15 protein-coding genes and 1 pseudogene are annotated in these 18,530 nt (G+C 35.7%); 2 read left to right on the top strand and 14 right to left on the bottom strand.

The window, feature by feature from the left end; genetic code table 11:
* Nucleotides 1-106: 106 nt before the first annotated feature.
* Entirely contained in the window at nt 107-1,351 is a 1,245-nt protein-coding gene (locus G7Y65_RS07250; protein WP_042492623.1) for a peptidoglycan bridge formation glycyltransferase FemA/FemB family protein, read from the bottom strand.
* A gap of 224 nt (nt 1,352-1,575) precedes the next feature.
* Between G7Y65_RS07250 and G7Y65_RS07245 the strand changes: the two genes are divergently transcribed.
* Entirely contained in the window at nt 1,576-2,253 is a 678-nt protein-coding gene (locus tag G7Y65_RS07245) for a type 1 glutamine amidotransferase (RefSeq protein WP_137600779.1), read from the top strand.
* A 225-nt stretch (nt 2,254-2,478) separates the two neighbouring features.
* Here the strand turns inward: G7Y65_RS07245 and G7Y65_RS07240 are convergent, their stop codons facing one another.
* The 12 genes and pseudogenes from G7Y65_RS07240 to G7Y65_RS07185 form a co-directional block, all read right to left on the bottom strand.
* The gene (locus G7Y65_RS07240) at nt 2,479-3,360 is read right to left on the bottom strand and encodes a formate/nitrite transporter family protein (RefSeq protein WP_081839287.1); all 882 of its coding nucleotides are present in this window, start codon (nt 3,358-3,360) and stop codon (nt 2,479-2,481) included.
* A gap of 49 nt (nt 3,361-3,409) precedes the next feature.
* Entirely contained in the window at nt 3,410-4,504 is a 1,095-nt protein-coding gene (locus G7Y65_RS07235) for an alpha-hydroxy-acid oxidizing protein (RefSeq protein WP_042492620.1), read from the bottom strand.
* A gap of 404 nt (nt 4,505-4,908) precedes the next feature.
* A pseudogene (locus G7Y65_RS07230) lies at nt 4,909-5,475 on the bottom strand (LOG family protein).
* An 87-nt stretch (nt 5,476-5,562) separates the two neighbouring features.
* Nucleotides 5,563-5,946: a VOC family protein gene (locus G7Y65_RS07225; protein ID WP_165314760.1), complete on the bottom strand. Its 384-nt coding sequence runs from the start codon at nt 5,944-5,946 to the stop codon at nt 5,563-5,565.
* A gap of 151 nt (nt 5,947-6,097) precedes the next feature.
* Nucleotides 6,098-6,415 (bottom strand): SemiSWEET family transporter, encoded by a 318-nt coding sequence (locus tag G7Y65_RS07220; RefSeq protein ID WP_042492614.1) that lies wholly within the window; start codon nt 6,413-6,415, stop codon nt 6,098-6,100.
* 205 nt (nt 6,416-6,620) lie between these two features.
* Complete coding sequence (pgmB, locus tag G7Y65_RS07215; protein WP_042492612.1) at nt 6,621-7,292, bottom strand: beta-phosphoglucomutase; 672 nt, start codon at nt 7,290-7,292, stop codon at nt 6,621-6,623.
* Between the two features lie 6 nt (nt 7,293-7,298).
* Nucleotides 7,299-9,605, bottom strand: coding sequence for a glycoside hydrolase family 65 protein (locus G7Y65_RS07210; RefSeq protein WP_137600776.1), 2,307 nt, complete (start codon nt 9,603-9,605; stop codon nt 7,299-7,301).
* Nucleotides 9,606-9,629: 24 nt separating this feature from the next.
* On the bottom strand, nt 9,630-11,144 hold the full coding sequence (locus G7Y65_RS07205) for a PTS transporter subunit EIIC (protein ID WP_165314759.1): 1,515 nt from the start codon (nt 11,142-11,144) through the stop codon (nt 9,630-9,632).
* A gap of 17 nt (nt 11,145-11,161) precedes the next feature.
* A complete protein-coding gene (locus tag G7Y65_RS07200; protein ID WP_042492606.1) occupies nt 11,162-11,650 on the bottom strand; it encodes a PTS sugar transporter subunit IIA in 489 nt (162 codons plus the stop codon).
* Nucleotides 11,651-11,667: 17 nt separating this feature from the next.
* The gene (treR, locus tag G7Y65_RS07195; RefSeq protein ID WP_042492604.1) at nt 11,668-12,375 is read right to left on the bottom strand and encodes a trehalose operon repressor; all 708 of its coding nucleotides are present in this window, start codon (nt 12,373-12,375) and stop codon (nt 11,668-11,670) included.
* Nucleotides 12,376-12,685: 310 nt separating this feature from the next.
* Nucleotides 12,686-13,669 (bottom strand): LacI family DNA-binding transcriptional regulator, encoded by a 984-nt coding sequence (locus G7Y65_RS07190; protein ID WP_042492602.1) that lies wholly within the window; start codon nt 13,667-13,669, stop codon nt 12,686-12,688.
* Nucleotides 13,670-13,730: 61 nt separating this feature from the next.
* Nucleotides 13,731-15,203: a sucrose-6-phosphate hydrolase gene (locus tag G7Y65_RS07185; protein ID WP_137600775.1), complete on the bottom strand. Its 1,473-nt coding sequence runs from the start codon at nt 15,201-15,203 to the stop codon at nt 13,731-13,733.
* A gap of 234 nt (nt 15,204-15,437) precedes the next feature.
* Between G7Y65_RS07185 and G7Y65_RS07180 the strand changes: the two genes are divergently transcribed.
* Nucleotides 15,438-17,351 (top strand): sucrose-specific PTS transporter subunit IIBC, encoded by a 1,914-nt coding sequence (locus G7Y65_RS07180; protein ID WP_042492596.1) that lies wholly within the window; start codon nt 15,438-15,440, stop codon nt 17,349-17,351.
* 110 nt (nt 17,352-17,461) lie between these two features.
* On the opposite strand, the gene G7Y65_RS07175 is transcribed toward G7Y65_RS07180, so the two are convergent.
* Nucleotides 17,462-18,478, bottom strand: a complete 1,017-nt coding sequence (locus tag G7Y65_RS07175; RefSeq protein ID WP_042492594.1) for a zinc-dependent alcohol dehydrogenase family protein — start codon at nt 18,476-18,478, stop codon at nt 17,462-17,464.
* Nucleotides 18,479-18,530 lie beyond the last annotated feature (52 nt).

The raw sequence follows: 18,530 nt of genomic DNA, 5'->3' as shown, positions 1-18,530 counted from the left end.
ATCCTAAAATTAATTATCTTTATCGTTTAAAACAGTCATTCAAAATCCCTATATTAATATATATTTGCCCCTTTTATCCTTTAATGAGACCTATATAAATGTAGGATTATTTAGTAACCAATTTTTTTAAATTTTTATATATGTTAAATTTAAAAGGATTAATTGGTATATTAAAAGTTCCAATTAACTGTTGTGCGATACCCTCAAATTGTGTCTTAAACTTAAGTACACCATCAAATTTACCATCAATTCCTAAGAAGTTGTAGGTTTTAACGCCTAAGTTTTGCGAGATGCGTAACATGTAATCCTGAATCTGATAGGGTGCATAGAATTCACTGTATTCTTCATATGACCCAGAGAATAGATAATCCGTCTCTTGTGGCATGATAATGAACATTGCGCCAGCAACTGGAATTACATCTTTGCCTGCATGAATTCGCATTTGTTTACCATGTTGAATACGCTTCTCATGGTTATCTCTTTGTTTAAATAACTCGCTAAGTTGCTTATCGATACGGGTTTTATTAGATGCTGTTTCTTTTTTAAGTTGTAATTTTTCAATTTCTTGATTTGTTTTATCTAGCTTATCTTGTGCGATTTGAATATATTTTGAAAAACATACCTCAGCTACCACAAACTTAATGCGGTCCTGGAATTTGTCATAAGCTGTTTCAAAATATTCTAAATCTTTACTCAAAAAGTGCCTGCGTTGTGCTGTATCATCAATGATTTTTTTGAACATAGGTAGGTCATCTCGGGATAATTCACGCACATTAACTTGAAAAAGTTTGTTTTTCTTTAAATACTGCTTAGCCATCTTGTGATAGCTTTTTGATATTTCGGGATATGTTTGTCCGTCAATCTTTTTCACATATTGCCAAACAGTTACCCCAGTATCTTGCATGCCATACTTAAATGGTTCATGTGTGAACCCCAATCCACACATGGCATCAAGGATTTGTTTTTTAGGTGTACAAATTGGATTACCATCATTATCAAATTCTTGATAAATGGCATTTGGTGAAACACTTAAATATAATCCTTTGTTACGTTTAGCATATTCTACTAAACCATCAAAAAAGCATTTTAAAGCATCAGTATCAGACCAATCTTTTACCAAAGGGCCATAATCTAGTGAATACTTATAACCTAATCTTGTCGGATCCCAGTTCACAACACCACCCACAAGTATGTCATCTGTATTACTAATGACACCAAATACTTTTGCTTTACGCCCTCTACTTAATAACAACTCAAATTGGTAACTACTTTGACCAAAATTACCTAATTCATTAGTCTCAACGAATGTTTCCCATTGATCTAATTGATTATCCAATGCTATAAACTTCATAGTTCTTTAATTCGCCCATTTCTTATATTTCAATACTATGTATATATTGATTTTATTATACACTTATTTTAAATTTAAGTGACAAAATTCATATAAAATTCACAATTCAGAAAAACTGATTAAATTTTTCAATCTGACATACCAAATCTAGATAATTGCTTTCAGTTTTAATAATCCGTTAAACTTTGTTACTATAATCCATAAGAGAAAGTGAGAAAATATTTATGCGTATTAATATTTTACAACATACACCTAATGAAGGCCCTGGTAGTATTCGCAACTGGGCTGAAAAATATGGTCACAAAATTTATGTATATCATCCCTATCAATTTAACGGTATTTTACCAACAGCTGATCAAACAGATATGCTGATAATTTTAGGCGGTCCAATGAGTCCTAATGATCATTTAATTTGGATTGCAGAAGAGCGAAACCTAATTCAAGAATTATTAAATAGAAATATTCCTATGTTTGGTGCTTGTTTTGGTGCCCAACAAATTGCTAAGGCTATGGGATATGCAGTCACAAAATCACCTGCAAAGGAAGTCGGCTGGGCACCAGTTTATCCACAAACGACAACTATTCCTAATCTACCTAACAAACTGGTAGCATTACATTGGCATGAAGAAATCTTTGAAATACCAAAGGAAGCAGAACTATTATTTTCTAGTGATGCTGTTAAAAATCAAGGATTTATTCTAAATCATCGTGTAGTTGGCTTACAATTTCATTTTGAACCACAAGATAATGACGTCCGTGAAATTGTCACAAATGATGCCGCTTATGTGAAAGGTACTATCTTTAATCAAACGGCAACGGATATTCTAAACACACCTGTACCAAAAGAAAACCAAGAAACTATGTTTCAAATTTTAAATTATATTAGTAACAATAAAGACTAGCTTCTCTCCAAATTAACTTCCTGTAATATTCAGTACTGATAACTATTGTTAGACTAGGCATCAAGACTTTTTAGTTATTTTTATACAAATATAACAAACAAAGTTGACCGGATAGCTGCACATAATTTAATGGGAAATTTAAAAAAGCAGGAACAGATATCATATTATCTGTTCCTGCTTTTAATATTATTAATCGCTTTCACGATTTTTTGTAATAACTATTTTTTAATCAACATAATCAGTCTTAGTCTTGTTCATCCAAGCATAAGTCATACCAATAATTAATGCACCACCAACATAGTTACCAATTAAGGCAAAAAACAAGTTGTGCAGTACACTCCCAAGAGTCATACCAGCAATTGTGCCATTTGAGGCAAAGAATGCTAGTGAGAATGCTGGGAAATTAGCAATAACGTGTTCATAACCCAAGAAAGCGAAGATAAAGATGACGAAAATAATGGCCATCACCTTACCTGCATCATCTTTCATTCGTAGGTTAATGAAGAAGGCCGTATTAACAATAATATTAGCAAAAATGGCTTCGACAAAAATTTGAATTGATGATTTACTTAATTTACCAGCGATACCATCAAATAGGTAATTACTTGATGGTAAATCTTGGAACGGACCCGTTAATGAAATGAGATAAGCAAAGAAGATCCCCCCAATTAAATTAAATAACAACGTTGTTCCTAAAACCTTAGCAGCAGTTGAGAAATGAATCTTTTTACGATAAACCCCAACCGTCACAAACAGCATATTGGACGTTCCTAGTTCCGCTCCCATGAAAATAATCATAACCAATGACCAACTAAACATGAAAGCAAAAGTAAATTTACCAGAACCTGGTAACAATTTTTCTGCTTGTAATGCTGTTCCGAATGCAGCGGCCGTTCCTAACGTTAAGAACAAAGTTGCCAGCATGGCACGCGCTGCATAGCGTGCATAACTATTTTGAAACAGCGAGACTTTGTTCATTAAAGCAACGTCTATTTTTCTAAATAGTGGTGATTTTTCAACTACGTCTTCATTGACTGAATCAATCGGTGTTGTTACATCAAAATCGGGTAACTGAGCCGGTTTTGATGTTGAAACATGTGCATCCATTAGTACATACTCCTTTTGACTATATGACTACTTTTGACTATATGACTACTTACCAGGCATCACGCAATGTAAAGTTGCGAACGTCATCAATGGTTTGCGTACCAGCAAGTTGCATCACTAATGCCAACTCATCCTTAAAGAAATTAAATACTTGTTCAACACCTGTTGCCCCACCAAGCGATAACCCATAGATAGCTGGACGACCAATAGCAACTAAATCGGCTCCAGTTGCTAGCGCCTTAAAAACATGTTGTCCACGACGAACACCACTGTCAAAGACAACGGGTGCTCGACCACTAACGGCATCGACAACAGTTTCTAATGACTCAAATGCTGAAGGGCCACCATCTAATTGACGACCACCATGATTAGTTACCCAAATACCACGAGCACCAGCATCTAATGAACGATAAACATCTTCCGCACTTTGTACACCTTTTACGTAAACTGGAATATCTGTATGACTAGCAATATATTCAACATCACGCGGTGCCAACTTTTGCTTAGCTGATTTATAGACAGCATCCATACTCTGACCCACACCAGATTGATATGCTGCTACGATTGGCATTGGCAACGGAAATGTAAAGTGATTACGTTTATCAGCTTCACGATTACCACCCAAAGTTGCATCAGCTGTTAAGACAATTGCCTTCGAACCATTACGTTCTGCAGTTGCAATAATTTGGTCGTTAATACCATTATCTTTACTCATATAAAATTGGAACCATTGATTGGCATCTTGACCACCAGCTTCACGAATATCTTCTAGCGTTGTTGATGCAAATGAAGATGCCGTAAAGATAGATCCAAAATTTGAAACCCCTTTTGCTGAATACTTTTCTCCTTCAACATGGGCCAATCCATGTGCTGCAACCGGTGCCATGATAATAGGGGCTGTTAGGTGCATATCTTGAAAATCTACTTCTGTATTTGGATTTTCGACATCGCGCAAAACACCAGGTACAATAACTTTTTTATCAAAAGCTGTAACATTACGCTTATAGGTAATTAAATCCCCAGCACCACTTTGAATGTAACCATATCCCCCACTCGGAATGGTTTCTTTAGCTGCCTCTTCTAAATCATTGGTATTAACAAAATCTACTTTTCCTTCACGTGTACTAGCAACGTACTCACTCATAAATATAATCCCCTTTTAAAATTTAAGTTACAAAAAATGTAACCGCTTACATTTTCCCTACGAAATACATGATACGTTGTTATTAAATAAAATTCAATAGTAAATCTAAAAAAATTCACAAAATAGTCTAAATTGGTATATAAAAATAAATAAAATAAAAACATACTTTTATGATTACTTTGCTAATTTTATGCATGATTTCTTCACTTATAATGACTCAAATACGTATTTATTTGGCTAAATGGTTTATAAAATGAATCTAGTTAGTTTGTGATTTTCCCCTGCGAAGCAGTATAGTCATTTTAATTTTTTTAAGAAAATAAAAAAGCCTCGTGTTATACACACAAGACAAATGTTCAATATATACACTGTGTTATTAATAAATCTAGCAGTGACTACCTATTTTAATTATAGGTTCTAATCTGAGGTGGTTCATAATGTGCCATAAAATTAAATATTTCATCTAACGAATCAGAAAATAATAATTTCTGACGATCTGCAACCGTTAAAAATCCTGTTATCACCATATTATCAAACATATCTTCTAAGGGAGAATAATACCCATTAACGTTGAAAAACACACATGGATTTGGGTTATTTCCTAATCTTGCCCATGAAAAGGCTTCAATAATTTCTTCTAGTGTGCCTGGACCACCCGGCAAAGCAATACAAGCATCTGATAACTTTAACATCATATCCTTACGTACTGACATACTTTCAACTACTTTTAAGTCTGTTAATTTATTAAAAGCGACCTCTCATTGTACTAATTGCTCTGTTATTATACCGTGAACTTTGCCCCCATTTGTTAAAACTTCATTTGCTAACATGCCCATTAACCCAACACCTCCGCCACCATAAACGAGTTCTAAATTATGCTCAACTAAGTAGTCAGCTAATTGTTTTGTTGCTTGTTGGTAAGCATTATCATTACCCATTGTTGCACCACAATATACTGCGATTCTTTTCATAAATAACCTTTTCTAATTATACCTAATGAAATAAGCCATCTGAATTGGAACAATATCTAACGCAAATGGCTTATGTCAACTATTCTATTATTTAACAATTTCACAAAATTCAACAATAACGCCATCTGGTCCTTGTACATTAAAAAATTTAATGCCTTTGTCCCAAAATGGTAAATGTTGTATATCGTGATCAATTAAATTAAAGCCTTCTTTTTTTGCTTCAACTAATGCTGCTTCAGCATCAGTGACATCTAAGGAAATATGATTGATAGCCCCAGGCTTTCCCACAATGTCATCCCCAATCCATGCTTCAATTACTAAATTTTGACGTTGCATAAAGATAACGTTCCCGACTGGAAAATCACCAATTTTTTTAAACCCCAATTTTGTCCAAAATGTTTCCGCTTCAGTTAATGATGAAGCTGGAATACCAACATGCTGCAATCCTGAAAAGTAATCAGTTAATGCCATTATATGCCCCCAAATTTTTGTTAAATGCGATTAATTAATACTATTGTAAACGTTTACTTTAATAATGACAATTATTAAAAATTACCAAATATAAAATACCTAACGACTAAGAGTAATAGTAATTAGGTATTTTAATCATCTATATTTAAATTTAATGAACGTATATTGTTAAAATAGTGACAATACCAAATAATATACCAGGCACATTCGATATAACCAAAGGCCAGTCACGATATTGTTTTAACCAACCGTATCCAGTCCATAATATAGCATCTAACATCATTGTTAGCGGCTGACTTAGTGGAACTGGATTACCTGCTAGGTTACTTTTGATCTCGGCAATATAGGAGACATACATTAGCACACACATAATCGTTGCTAATTCACTTATAACCTTTACTACCTTCTCTCTCCTATTTGAATCAATAAAGCGCCGTCTATCACTAGATTTATCGGTTTCGCTGTTCATTTTTCCGTTTATTTCCTCCTACAGATAAAATAATGCTCGCATTTCATGATAGACGTATTTAGATATTATGCAAGGGTAATTCCTATAATTATAATTATTTATCATCACAATGATTCTAAAAAAAACAAAAATATTCAGATTAAAAAATGGCAAATCACCAATATATCAGCAATTTACCATTTTTTAATTTATAAGATTTAATTACTTAATGCCAACCAGATTTAATTGCAGTTAACGTGACGTCTGCCGTCGTCGCAAAATTAATGTCAGCTTCTTGCAAAACATTCTTATCACCAATGCCAACACTTGTTTCACCAGCAGCATTAATACTTTGAATACCAGCTGATGAATCTTCAATACCAATCACCTCTGCTGGTTGTAGTTGTAAAACATCTGCTGCTGCGGAAAATATTGCCGGATCAGGTTTACCTGCTGTAACCGAAGCTGGATCAACTACGGCCTGGAAATAATGCGCTAATCCTAATCGTTCAATAATAAATGGCGCATTCTTTGATGCAGATGCAACACTCATCTGATAACCAGCCGCTTTTAATTCATCCAAAAAAGACTTCATTCCAGGCAAAATATCATCTGGCGTCAATGTTGAAATTAATTCTCGATAGTGTGTGTTTTTCTTAACTGCTAATTTTTCACGTTCTGCTTGGTCATACTGTTCTGCAACACCACCAGCTGCCATAATTAAGGCCAAACTACCCATTCGATCAATGCCTTTTAAACTTTCAGCCAGTTCAGGTGTCCATGTTGTACCTATCTCATCAGCAATTTGATGCCAAGCAACAGTATGAAACTTTGCAGTATCAGCTAACACGCCATCCATATCGAACGCAAAACCTTTAATTGTTGTAAAATTAGTCATTTATCGCTAGACCTCCTCAATTAACTTAGGTTCATTTGCACTTAGGTAGACATTTTGTTTGTAAACCGTTACAGCCATATCATGATCAGCTACAACTGTTACCTGTCCTGGGACAATATCTATTGCGATTAAGTTTCCATGAAAGCGTTGCTTAAATGATAGATGTCGCCAACCAACTGGTAAGTTTGGATTAATGACAACAACACCATCACGTAGGTTAACACCACCAAATTCATTTTGAACGACTGCTAATGTTTCACCCATTACACCAATGTGAATACCTTCCGCTGTTGTTCCACCCTGAATATCATAGTAATCTGATCCGATTGCTGTCGTTAAGAATTCTAATGCTTCTTCCTTATTATCAAGCGTTATATCAATCCCTGCGAAAACAGGTCGTGACGTTGTTGAACCATGTACCGTTCTAGCAAGATAGTAATCTTTATTCACTTGCAACCAATTTTCTGGTACCGAATAGCCTAATTGTTCAATTAACTGCAACATATGTTGATGACCTAAATTATAAATTGTCATTAACAAATCTGTTTGCTTAGCGACTTGATAATCATCTGGTGATAATCCTTCCGCTTTCATCAAACGATCAATTCGGTGAATATCAGTATACTTAGCACGATAGGCATCAAAATCAACTGGCTTTAAATCAAAGTAACCTGCATATTGTGCAATCACACCATCCTCATTAATTTCCAAGGCTAGCTTATTAGCAACGTCTTCCGCTTCTGCGAGTAAGGATGGATCAATATCAGGTAGCTGTTGATTAGCACCTAATTCTTGTAACCAGTTCAAAGCCCAAGTCAACATCAAGTTAGTATAAGCGTTGTCTTTAATACCACCAGTCTCTGAATTAGGATAAGCCTCATGGAATTCATCAGGTCCCATCACACCAGCGATATGATAGCGATTATCTTCTTCTAACTGTGCTTTATTCAACCAGAATTTTGAAGTTTCAACAACAACATCTAAACCACCTTCACGTAAGATGCTTTCATCCCCAGTCATTTGCACGTAAATCCAAAGATTATAAACTATGGCTAACGATACATGACGTTGCAAGCGGGAATTATCAGCATCCCATTTATTATTTACAGTATTTAAGTGAATAATTTGTGCTTGTTCGTCACCAGTCATACCAGATTGCCAAGGGTACATTGCACCAACTTCGCCCTCTGATTGTGCATTTAACTGTGCGCCATGCAAACGTGTTAGTCGATACTTCAAGATATCCTTAGCTGCCGCTGGATCATTAGCAGCTAAATAAGGTACAACGAAAATTTCATCCCAGAAAATATGACCTCGATAGCCCTCACCTGTTAATCCTCGCGAACCAACAGAAGCATCCAAATATTGATTAGCATTATGTTGTGCCGATTGATGCATATGAAAAATGTTCATACGAATCATACGTTGCAAATCTGCATCATCGCTATCTAACACGATGTCATTATCTTGCCATACACCTTGCCAATACTTTTGCACATCTGCTTTAATATCAGCAAACGTATCCGTCAATTGTTGCGTAACAACCTCAACCGGATTATCTTCTTCATAACTAGTTGCAACACCAATGATGCGATCGATATTTATGACACTATCTGGTGTTAATTTAAATTGCGCTTGTGTCACAATTTGATTATCTGCCTGTGTTGATACAAATTCTGCATCACCACTAGTTGTTTTTGCGCCAACTGCTAAAATAATCTTTGATTGTTTTGTCTGTGCAGTTAAGACACTATCCGTCATATCGGTAACATCGAACTCACGCGATTCAAAATCACGATAACGCTTAACGTTTTTATTTTCAACAGTACCATCAATAACAGCTTGCACTGTCACATCGGCATTAAAATCTCCTGAAATTGAAATATTAAGTGCTAATTGATGCATCTTATATGGATTAACAACTTTTTGAGTTTCTAAAATCAAATCACCTTTAGCAGTTGGTAACGTGAATTTTTCTGACAACAGACCAGTGTCAAAGTGTAAGATCGATTCACGTGCCGTTGGTTCAAATGAGACCAATTCATCATCGACAAATAAATTAATCAATTGCGGATTAGGCAAATTAACAAGATCTTCATTGACCACATCACGCCCTGCTACCGGCGTTGTTGTTTGATTAAATATTCCAGCAACATATAGTCCTGGATAATGATCGTCACTATAAGATGTCATTACCGGAGCACCACGCCAACCAAGATAACCATTTCCTAAAGTTAATAATGATTCTTCGCCATATGACCTAACACCATCTGTTAAATTATCATAAACTAATTGCCAATTATTTTGACTCATCTATAACTCCTTTATTTGAATTAATTATTGAACTTCGTCCTTGAACACATTCTTTTGTTCAGCTTCCTTAGCAGCCTTTACATCAGAATCCTTGAATCCCCAGAAGTAAACAGCGATGAATGACACAACTGTTGTGACAACTCCAGCGATTACGAAATACCAAATGTTATTTGGATTTGTCTTTGAGAAGAATGATGGGAAACCAATCCATGAACCAGTGAAACCAAACATATCAACCTTAAACAATCCAGCAATCAAACCACCGACAGCACCACCAATGTTTGCCATCCAGAAAACACGACCGTACTTCAAATTAATACCGTACATGGCTGGTTCAGTAACACCAGCAAATCCAGATAGTGCACCAGCTAATGCCAAACTCTTAATATTTGTAATCTTTGACTTAGCCCAGACTGCCAAAGCACCAGCACCTTGTGCAATCATTGTAAAGTTAATCAAACCATTCAAAACTGAATGACCAGTTTGGGCAATATCGTTAGAAATAAGTGGTACAATCATCCAATGTAGACCGAAAATAACTAATACTTGGTAAAGACCACCAATCAACAAACCAGCAATTGCTTGGTTTAACGTTACAATCCAATTAATAAATGCTGCCAATCCTGATGAAATCAAAGTGATAACCGGTCCAACAACGACCAAGACAACCATTGAAACAATGAATAACGTAAATAATGGCTGGAAAATTGAACGAAGGCTTAGTGGCAAAACTTTCTTAAACCAGTTTCCAACTGGACGAGCTAACCAAGCCGCAAAGATAATTGGGAAAATTGAATATGTGTAAGATGGAATGTGAATTGGTAGCCCCAAGAAAGTTGCATTCATCGTTACACCTAAAAACTCAGTGAAATTCTTTGAAGTCTTAGCACCTAAATCAACCATCGTTGGGTGCACTAACACACCTGCAATCGCTGCGACAATAATTGGATCCGACTTCAACTGCTTAGCAGCAGTATAACCAACTAAAATAGGCAAGAAGTAGAAGGTTGAATCACCCATTGTATTAATAATTTGGTATGTGGTTGATGATTCATCAATCCAACCCAAATTAAATGTAAATAACGTCAAAAATCCTTTTAAGATACCAGAAGCTGCCAATAAACCAATAACCGGCATCATTGAACCAGTAATGGTACCAATTAGCAACTGGAATCCATACTTAATTGTGCCAAAAAATCCTTTAGGTTTATTAGAACCACCTGTGGCACCGCCAGTTGCTTCAACCGCTGCTTCAGTTGCTTCTGCATCGACAACATCATCACCCAATTGATCGATAACTTTGTCGTACACATCTTCAACAGCCTGTCCAATAACAACTTGGTATTGGCCCAACTGTGAATTGTAAACTGCACCTGCGACCCCATCTAAATCTGAAATTGCTGCTGAATCAGCTTTCTTTTCATCTTTTAAATAAAAACGTAAACGTGTGATACAGTGAATAACTTTATCAACGTTTTCTTTACCACCAACGTTTGTGATAATGTCCTTTGCTAATGCATCATAATCTTGTTTTGCCATGAGTATTTCCTCCTCAATTAATTGATGGCAATTGCTTGACCAACTTGTTCACCCGCCGTAACTGAACCAACATTTGTCGTCAAGTTATCTAGCTTATCTGCTGAGTTAGTAATTAATACCATTGTCGTCTTAGGTAACTGGGCAGTTTCAATACTCTGCCAATCAACTACTGACAAGGTATCACCACCTGAAACAATGTCCCCAACTTTTACTTGTGGAGCAAATGGTGCACCATTTAATGACACCGTATCAATACCGATATGAACTAAAATTTCAAGTCCATCAACACGCTTAATACCAACTGCGTGTCCTTGTTGTAGTGTCACTTCACCAGCAACTGGTGACACAACATTCCCACTATTTGGTTCGACTGCAAACCCATCACCCATCATCTTACCGGCAAAGACAGGATCAGAAACATTTTCTAAATTAATTAATTCTCCTGTTACTGGTGCATATAAATTAACATCATTTTCAACAACTTTTTTCTTGCCAAATCCAAACATGAATAATATCCTCCTCGTTATACCTTACGCCGTCTTGCAAATTCAACACTTGTAAAGCGATCAGCACGATGTCGTGACTCCGTATATGACAAAATACGATTATCCGCTAATCGAGTTTCACTACGAATAACAACCATAGCCATTTTTTCATCAACTTGTAAAAGTTGACGGTCACGCAGATTGCTTTTTTCAACAGTCATCCGCTTAATTGCATAATCTATTTGTAAGCCCAATTGATTTTCAAAGTAGTCAAACAATGAGTTTTGTGCTGCATCATAAGGCACTGTTGCGACTGTCTCTTGATTAACGTAATCATAATCTAAGACAGTGGCTTCACCATCTACTCGTCGACGTCTTTCCACTAAAGTTGCCAATATTGAAGACTCAGATAAAGTTAAATTTTCAGGAATCTCAACATCTGGCTCAATACTAATGACATCATTGCTAGCATTTAAGTTAGCTTGTGACACCATTTCACGATAACTTTCAAGCGTTGAAACAGGGAACACAAAGTGCTTTCGATCTAGAACAACAGACCCTTTACCAGGCAATCTTTGCACATAACCGTCATTTGCCAAAGATTTAACTGCCTTTCTAACAGTTTCACGCGATACTTTATAACGCATGACCAACTTGCCATCACTGGGTAGAAAGTCACCCGGCAAATAAACTTGATTATGCAGATCCTTTAATAAATCTTGATAGATTTTTTGATATTTTTCCATTTGTTCCCCCTTTCAACATCTTTATTCTATCTAACAATGAAATCGTTTTCAACGTTGACGCATCAACGATTATAAAACAGGACTAGTCAGGTTACACAGTGTTTTGATTAGTAATGATTTCCCGGGCTAGTCAGGTTTTTTATCTGATTACATTTGCTTACAAAATAAAATTAGCATATGATGCTAATTTCGTTCGACTAGCCTTTATGATTTCTATAAAAATTTGCCATAGATAGTATAAAACACCACCTAATTGTTGGAATTCTTAAACAATTAGGTGGTGTTTTTCTGTTTTTCTAGTTAATGTCGTTTAAATTGTAGTCCCACGATACAATGAAACCGGTAGAACAAAATCCCCTTCATCAATTGGTTGATTACCATTATCGATTCGCCGTATTAACATCTTAACCAACATCATAACAATATCGTCTAACGGTTGAACAATCGTTGTTAAATCAGGAAAATAGGTACGCATAAAATCAGTACCATCATAACCAATAACTTTTAACTTATCAGGTACTTTTATTTTAAGCATTGCTGCAACTTGTAATACCAAAATAGCAGTTAAGTCATCAGAACAAACGATGCCATCAGCCTGCCCTTGTTCTAATAAACGTTTAATAGATGTTTGTTTAATCATTGGTGTATCATCAAAATAAATTGGAAATACATGACGATCCAATCCTAAAAAATCCATTTGTTGATAATATCCTTGTAATCGTTTGTCAGTTGGATTTCCTTTTTGATCAGGATTCCCCATAAAGTAAATATGACGGGCACCAGCATCATATAACGTTTGTGTTGCTAAAATACCCCCCTGCAAATTATCACTACTAATCGTCGGCATTTTATCAGCATAGCGTCTGTCAAATGAAATAATCGGCAGATTGGTATTTTGATATTCCATAATCCCTAAATTGTGTGCACCCGTAATAATACCATCGACTTGATTAGCTAATAGCATTTTCAAATAATCACGTTCTTTTTCAATATCATCTGCTGAATTGCAAAGAATAACTTTATATCCTTGCAAAAACAAACTCTTTTCAAGTTTCTCAATTAACTCAGAAAAAAACGGATTTGTAATGCCAGGAAAAATGAGTCCAATAATCCGTGTCTTTTTCCCTTTTAATGAACGCGCCAATGAATTTGGCTGATAATGCAATTTTTCCATTGCATCAAAAACATTTTGTTTTGTTTGTGCACTTAAATAACCATGATTATTAATCACCCGTGATACAGTTGTCGGCGATACGCCTGCTTCTTTAGCAACATCTGATAATTTTGGTTTCACAATGACACATCCTTTTTGAACAAATAAATTCTATTTATCCATTGTACCAAAAAAATAACGCTTACATATCCTGAAGTGTAAAATATTGACCCGAATAATCTCTTATTTCTTCATTTGAAAAGGCTATCGTTGTATGCGTATTTTCTGCAAAATAACGTAAAGTCATCACTTTTTGACCACCATTAACAAATATTTCACAAACTGAATGATCAACAAAAATATCCAAAGTCAAGGATTTATTTGGCGTTAAGCCAATCTGGCGTTGCTCACCAAATTCTGTGGCAAATTTTTCCCCAACATTTGCTCGATCAACCAACAAATAACCTTCTGTCGTGTCAAACTTCAATTGCAGTGCATGTTCTGTTGTACCATCGCTTGCTAAAAGTAAATTACCTATTTGATTAGCACCTAGCGTTAACTTTAGTTCGTATTGTTGTCCTGCATTTTCAACTAGTACACGCTCCTTTTTCGGCAAAATTTGTTCATTATCTCGTAATTTTGCCATTGCAGCAACGGGCTTTTGATAAAGTTTACCATCAATAATTTTTAATTGTTTTACAAGACTTAGACAGTGCGCCCAATTTTCTTGGTCCGTTGGATACGTAATTTCTGGTAGTCCAATCCAACTAATCAAATAAGCACTCCCATCTGGTGCATTAAAGGCCTGACTAGCATAAACGTCAAAGCCATCATCTAATTGCACCATCTTATTACTATCTGCTTGGAAAATATTTTGTTCAAAATCAAAATGATCACTAATTGCATAAACATTTGGATAAATATTAGCTGTTGCTAATTCATTTTGTGGCAATCCTTGTGGACAAAAAATTAAAACTTTTTTATTATCAACATCAATTAAATTAGGACATTCAACCATATAACCCAAATTATTTAAATTGTGCTTAACATACCCCCTATCATGCCAAGTTTTCAAATCACTTGATTGAAAAAGTGACATTTCACCTTGCAACGTTTGCTTATCCTGTGCACCAATTAATGCATAATATTCGTGATTAACTTTTAATAATTGCGGATCTCTAAAGTGATCAGTGACGTAAGCGGGTTGCTCAATTAAGGGTTTCGTTACCTTTGTAACCTGATTATCTTTATCCATCCAGGCACCATTTTGATAACTTTTTCGTTGCCAATCTTGCGTGCGAACATTTCCAGTGTACATTAAGAATAGACGATCACCAATAACTTGTGCTGAACCTGAGTAAGCACCATGTAAATCATAGCGATCACCTGCTGGTAATGCTACTCCTAAATTATGCCAATGAACTAAATCATCAGAAGTACAATGCACCCACGATTTTAATCCATGAACCGGTCCAAAAGGAAATGCTTGATAAAACACATGCCATTGACCATCAAAAAATGAAAACCCATTGGGATCATTTAATAAACCAGATTTAGGACTAATATGAAATTTGGGCTTGTACCGTGATGTATCTGCTTGCTTTTCTAAGCCATCAATCAAAGTTTCTGAATAATTCGAATAATCTTGATAACGTTGTTCTCTCGTCCATGCCATACTAAGGCTCTCCTTTTTGTGACGTGAATTTTTCATTAAAATCTATCACTTATAAAATAAGTTAAATAAAAATAAATGTCAATCGTTTGACATTCTTATATTGCTATTAAATAAGCCATTTAAATAATTTTGAAAAAATTAATGTCAATCGTTTGACATATAAAATAAATGCGGTATTCTAGGTATGTAGCAATTAAAGAAACCGCTTTCAAATATCCAATGAGGAGTAAAAAAATGGATCATAAAAAAGTTGCTAATGAAATTGTTGATGCTGTAGGTAAAGACAATTTTGCTGCCGCTGCACACTGTGCAACACGTTTACGTTTAGTCATTAAAGATGAGGGAAAAATCAAACAAGACGCATTAGACAATAATGATGATGTTAAAGGAACGTTTAAAACAAACGGTCAGTATCAAATCATTATTGGACCAGGTGATGTTAATAATGTTTACGATGAATTAATCAAAATCGCAAATGTATCACCTGTTTCGACTGAGGAATTGAAAGATTTGGCGCAAGGTAATAAAAAATTTAATCCTATTATGGCCTTTATTAAGCTATTATCTGATATTTTTGTACCAATCATTCCAGCCTTAGTCGCTGGTGGTCTATTAATGGCTCTAAATAATTTCTTAACTTCTGAAGGATTATTCGGACCAAAAGCATTAGTTGAGACACTACCTGCTATTCAAGGCTTATCAGCCATGATTCAATTAATGTCTGCTGCACCATTTATTTTTATGCCTATTTTGGTTGGAATCTCTGCAGCCAAACGCTTTGGCGCTAACCAATATTTAGGTGCTGCTTTAGCAATGATTATGGTGTCACCTGATTTAGTTGCAAACCATAATTGGGATATTTTTGGGTTAGCAGTCTCTCAAAATAATTATTACTACCAAGTTATTCCAGTCTTGGCTGCTGTTTACATTTTGTCAATTGTTGAAAAATTTTTGCACAAAAAATTACCATCAGCCGTTGACTTTACTTTTACGCCGTTAATTTCATTAATGGTGACCGGCTTTTTAACATTCGTCGTTGTTGGACCGGTCATGCGTTTACTATCAGATGGCATTACTGATGGCATCGTATTTATCTATGGTGCACTTGGTTTTGTGGGTACTGGTATTTTTGGTTTACTATATTCACCAATTGTTCTTACCGGCTTGCATCAAAGTTTCCCTGCTATTGAGACTCAATTAATTAGTGCATTTACTCAAAACCATACTGGTTATGGCGATTTTATCTTCGTTGTTGCTTCAATGGCCAATGTTGCCCAAGGTGCTGCAACATTTGGTGTTTTCGCACTAACCAAGAATAAAAAGATGAAAGGTTTATCGTCTTCTGCAACTGTGTCTGCCTTATTAGGGATTACCGAGCCTGCGCTATTTGGTGTTAATTTAAAATACAAATTCCCATTCTTTTGCGCCTTAATTGGTTCAGGTGTTGCAGCAGCTCTAGCTGGCTTCATGCATGTCATTGCTGTTTCACTAGGATCAGCTGGGTTCCTAGGATTCCTATCAATTAATGCAACATCTATCCCAGCCTATCTACTTTGTGAAGTTGTTTCTTTCGCAGTTGCATTTTCACTAACATACTTATATGGTAAGAAGAATAGTGCTAAAATGGCCGTTATTGATGGTGTTAGTGCTCCTGTTTCAGATGATATCGCACCAACTACAATCGTTAATGATGGTGATGAAATCGTAGCAGCTCCCGTTTCAGGTGTTGCAACTGACCTCAGTGATGTCAATGATGCTGTATTTTCTTCTAAACTAATGGGTGACGGTGGTGCAATTGTGCCAACTGAAAATAACATTTATGCGCCTATTACAGGTACTTTGACGGTTGTTTATGAAACAAACCACGCCTATGGTATTAAAGGCGATAATGGCATTGAAGTTCTAATCCATTTAGGTATTGATACTGTTAATTTAAAGGGACAATTTTTTGAAACGAATGTCACACAAGGTCAACATATTAACGTTGGTGATCAATTAGGTAGTTTTGATATCAACAAGGTTGCTGCAGCTGATTATGACACAACTGTTATCACAGCTATAACAAATACAACTGACTTTAATAATGTCGCTCGTCTTGGTAACGGTGATATTGAACATGGTGAACAATTCGTTATTGTGACACCTTAAAAATTTAAATATAACAAAAAGACCAATGATTAAATGCTCTAGTCCCAATCAAGTTGACAGGGACTAGTACAAAATTCATTGGTCTTTTTAGATAACATCATTATAATCGATTAAGCTTCTTCACCGTTTACTTTGACAACTGCTTTTGAAACAACGCCCAATTTACCATTCACAAAATCATCAACTGTTTTATAATCCAATTCATGTGACATTAATGGTTCAACATTTAGCTTACCAGATGAAAGCAATGCTAATGAATCCTCAAAACTATTCGGGTTGATAAATGATCCTTGAATTGTCAATTGCTTTTGGAAAATTTCATAAGTATTCATTTCAAATTTAGCCTCTGGGCCACCAACACCAAACATCAGTACTTGTGCACCACGAGCTGCCGCTGCAATAGCCTCTTCTTGTGTTTGTGGCATGCCCACTGCTTCAATGACAATATCATAAGACTCTGCTGGAATAACATCACCTGTATTGGTATTGAACGTATTTGTCACACCAAATTTTTCTTTGTTCATAGCCAACTTTTCGTCGACAATACCAGCCAAATCTACTTGGTGAATACCATAAGCTTGTAGTAATTGCACAAATAATTCACCCATAAAGCCATCTCCAATTACCAAAGCCTTTTGATAAGGAGATACCTTCAATAACTTAATACCATGAACGGCACATGAAATTGGTTCCACAACTGATGCAGATTTCAGTGACACATTATCTGGTATTTGATAAACAACAGATGCTGGTGCAGTAAAGTAATCAGCGAAGCCCCCATCACGTGTTACGCCAACGGCTGACAAGTTTTCGCATAATTCTGGACGTCCAGTACGACAAAATTTGCATTGACCACAATAAATATTAGGATCAACAGTTACACGATCACCAACTTTTACATTTGTGACTGCATCCCCAACCTCAGCCACAACACCCGAGTTTTCATGACCCAAGATAATTGGTGGTACTGCGTCTGTCGAACCTGGTAATCCAGCATATAATGCATGATCAGTACCACAAATACCAGCAAAAGCAGTATGAATCAAAACCTCATCAGGTAAAACATTTGGTCGATCAATCTCTTCAACTTCTAATTTTTTAATATCTGTTAAAACAAGTGCTTCCATGATAAATTCTCCTTTGTATATAAATGTCCCTCACTATATTGTAAACGCTTAC

The organism is Weissella sagaensis (assembly GCF_010306265.1).
In the GTDB taxonomy this organism is placed as follows: domain Bacteria; phylum Bacillota; class Bacilli; order Lactobacillales; family Lactobacillaceae; genus Weissella; species Weissella sagaensis.
The sequence above is the reverse complement of the archived record's forward strand: the minus strand, read 5'-3'. Positions and strand labels throughout refer to the sequence as shown.

What these genes read in the sequence shown, in the direction of transcription:
- G7Y65_RS07225 (WP_165314760.1), bottom strand. Translation starts at nt 5,946, where the DNA reads ATGGCATTAACTGATTACTTTTCAGGATTGCAGCATGTTGGTATTCCA.
- G7Y65_RS07210 (WP_137600776.1), bottom strand. Translation starts at nt 9,605, where the DNA reads ATGAGTCAAAATAATTGGCAATTAGTTTATGATAATTTAACAGATGGT.
- G7Y65_RS07245 (WP_137600779.1), top strand. Translation starts at nt 1,576, where the DNA reads ATGCGTATTAATATTTTACAACATACACCTAATGAAGGCCCTGGTAGT.
- G7Y65_RS07235 (WP_042492620.1), bottom strand. Translation starts at nt 4,504, where the DNA reads ATGAGTGAGTACGTTGCTAGTACACGTGAAGGAAAAGTAGATTTTGTT.
- G7Y65_RS07180 (WP_042492596.1), top strand. Translation starts at nt 15,438, where the DNA reads ATGGATCATAAAAAAGTTGCTAATGAAATTGTTGATGCTGTAGGTAAA.
- G7Y65_RS07205 (WP_165314759.1), bottom strand. Translation starts at nt 11,144, where the DNA reads ATGGCAAAACAAGATTATGATGCATTAGCAAAGGACATTATCACAAAC.
- G7Y65_RS07220 (WP_042492614.1), bottom strand. Translation starts at nt 6,415, where the DNA reads ATGAACAGCGAAACCGATAAATCTAGTGATAGACGGCGCTTTATTGAT.
- G7Y65_RS07175 (WP_042492594.1), bottom strand. Translation starts at nt 18,478, where the DNA reads ATGGAAGCACTTGTTTTAACAGATATTAAAAAATTAGAAGTTGAAGAG.
- G7Y65_RS07185 (WP_137600775.1), bottom strand. Translation starts at nt 15,203, where the DNA reads ATGGCATGGACGAGAGAACAACGTTATCAAGATTATTCGAATTATTCA.
- treR (WP_042492604.1), bottom strand. Translation starts at nt 12,375, where the DNA reads ATGGAAAAATATCAAAAAATCTATCAAGATTTATTAAAGGATCTGCAT.
- G7Y65_RS07250 (WP_042492623.1), bottom strand. Translation starts at nt 1,351, where the DNA reads ATGAAGTTTATAGCATTGGATAATCAATTAGATCAATGGGAAACATTC.
- G7Y65_RS07240 (WP_081839287.1), bottom strand. Translation starts at nt 3,360, where the DNA reads ATGGATGCACATGTTTCAACATCAAAACCGGCTCAGTTACCCGATTTT.
- G7Y65_RS07200 (WP_042492606.1), bottom strand. Translation starts at nt 11,650, where the DNA reads ATGTTTGGATTTGGCAAGAAAAAAGTTGTTGAAAATGATGTTAATTTA.
- pgmB (WP_042492612.1), bottom strand. Translation starts at nt 7,292, where the DNA reads ATGACTAATTTTACAACAATTAAAGGTTTTGCGTTCGATATGGATGGC.